The organism is Acetobacter sp. DmW_125128 (genome assembly GCF_008704325.1).
Taxonomy (GTDB): domain Bacteria; phylum Pseudomonadota; class Alphaproteobacteria; order Acetobacterales; family Acetobacteraceae; genus Acetobacter; species Acetobacter oryzifermentans.
Window position 1 is genome coordinate 1 of record NZ_VHOP01000060.1, and the last position, 2,393, is coordinate 2,393.

Genomic DNA, 2,393 nt, shown 5'->3' on the forward strand with positions numbered 1-2,393 from the left:
TTTCATTATCCAAAACATAATATCCGGTGTCCCGGATTGTTATAGACAGCAGTCCCATGTGATGGCTGCTCAGGAGATCCCCCAAAGGCAACAGGGCATTTCCATTTGTCCATGCACAATCTGCCCAGTCTGTTTCATGCCAGCCTTCAGGCTTATCCTGCATCAGATGCGCTGCAATGTCATGCTGCTGTTCGGCTGTTGCAAGATGCACATCCGCAACGGCAACACCCATGTCACGCCGATCATCCACAAACGGCCCAATCACATCAGATGGGCGGCTGGCGCGTGAGACAATACGCACAAAGCGTGTGCCAGAACGTAGCATGAAGCTATAACGCTGCCCATTGCGCCTTACGGCACGCACAACAGCACCTTTATCTGTTACCAGATGCAGGTCGGGCTCATCTGTCAGAACCTGCGATGCTGTAGCCACTGGCTGCCCGCCGACACTTGCAGCCCGCTCCGCCAGCTTGCAGAACAAAGGTTCCACAAAAGCACGGTCAACACACAGATCTACTGCGGCATCATCTTCCCAGCTTTTGATTTTTCCACCCAAGCTCATGACAGAACCAGCCTGACGGAACGCACGGCGGTTACCTGTATCCAGATAACTTTCTGTCAGCATGCCATCTGCTGCGATCACAGAGTGCTCTTCTGTTTCCACATGGTAGTAATCATAGGAGGTGATGGATTTATCGTAAAAAATGGAAGATCCATTCACCAGCATGCGCACAGGCACAAACCTGCCTTCAAAGAACAGGCAATGTTCAGATGTAATCAGCATATCCTTGTAAGGCACACCATCTGCAATGGCATTCTTAAGGATACGCACAGGGTAACCCGCCTCATCATCCGGCAATCCTGCGCGCACAGTGGCATGCGCCTTACCGGCCCATGTCACTTTACGAACAGTGCTTTGTCCATCTGCAAATGTCAGAACATCATCACCCAGTTGCAGTGTTTCAACAGCAACATCCCCACATGGTGTGCGGATCATGGAGCCAGGCAAAAAACAGACTTCATAAACAGCATTGCCATCTGCATCAGAAGAAAGTGCATACCCATACTGGCTGACATCATCAATGTGCAGCGTGACAGACCCACCCTCGTTAAACGACAAGGTGACGTAGTTGCCATCTGCTGAATAACTGGTGGACGTAATATCGGCTGCCTTAACCCCGGCAAGCACAATCCCGTCTGAGTTTCCCGCAGAAGCTCCATCAAAACCTGTCACTTCTGTCGTAACGGTTGTGGCGGAAGATGTCTCAACACCCTCCAAAGTCAGCCCTGTATTGGTGCTGCCTTCCAGATCAACAATGCCACCTGCCCCGGCCCATATGGTGGCTTTGCCGCCGTTTTGCAGAACCTCCGTACCACTCAGCACTGCACTGCTCTGCACGTTCAACTGGCCACCACTGGCAACATTGACATCTGCCGCAGATCCACCAGAACTGACATCCACAGTCCCGCCAGACACATTGGCGCCATTCAGGCTACCCTGTGAGAAAACATTGAGCGTGCCACCACGTCCTACGGTTTCATTGTGTGCTGTAGCACCTGCCTCAACATCTTCAAGGCCGCCATTGTTAACCGTTGTGCCTGTAGTGACGCCACCGCTTTGAACAAATTCGATACCACCAGAATTCACAACGGCACTCACAGCCGAACCGTTAATGTAGCCAAAGCCATTGGCGTTATACGTTGTATGGTTTGCGACCCCACCAGCACTCACAACCTCATGCCCGTGGCTTGCAACAATCATGTCACTGTCCTGGCCGCCGGACATCACACGTTCTTCACCCAAATTGGTAATGGTGCCCGATACGGCACTCCCGGCATTATTCTGCCGACCCGTCTCAATGGTGAAATTGCTGACAACACCGCCCTGAGCCACGTTTTCTACGCCAGAGCGCTCAATCAGAATATTGGAGCCACTACCGCCAGACTGGAGATCCGCGCTGCCGCCACTTGCAATGGTGACACCGCTTTCATACCCGCCAGAGAGCACGGATACCGTTGCGCCCGCGCTGAGTATGCCGCCAATCAAGCTGCCACCACTCAGGATGGTTTGACCGCCTATGATCCCAGACGCATCAACAACAACAGTGCCTTGGGAATGAACAGTCTGATTAAGCGCTGTGCCACCAGCTCCTACAGTTTCAAGGCCACCGGCGTTCACGGTTGTTGCGGATGCAATGCCACCAGATGCCGCCTGAAGCTGACCGCCATCCAGGATGGTTCCAGAGGTCACGCCTTTTGTTGCTACCAACTGAAGACCACCAGCAGAAATGGTTGCAGCTTCACTCAGCCCATTCAGAACAGCGTCTTCACCACCACTATTCACAGTGTTGTTGTATGCTGAACCGTTTGTATATTCTACAATGGCGCCAGCG

The 2,393-nt window shown here is 52.7% G+C and carries 1 pseudogene; it reads right to left on the reverse strand.

Annotated elements, in window-relative coordinates:
* Positions 1–2,332, reverse strand: a pseudogene (locus tag FKW19_RS14340) (Hint domain-containing protein); the annotation flags it as partial.
* Between the last annotated feature and the right edge of the window lie 61 nt (positions 2,333–2,393).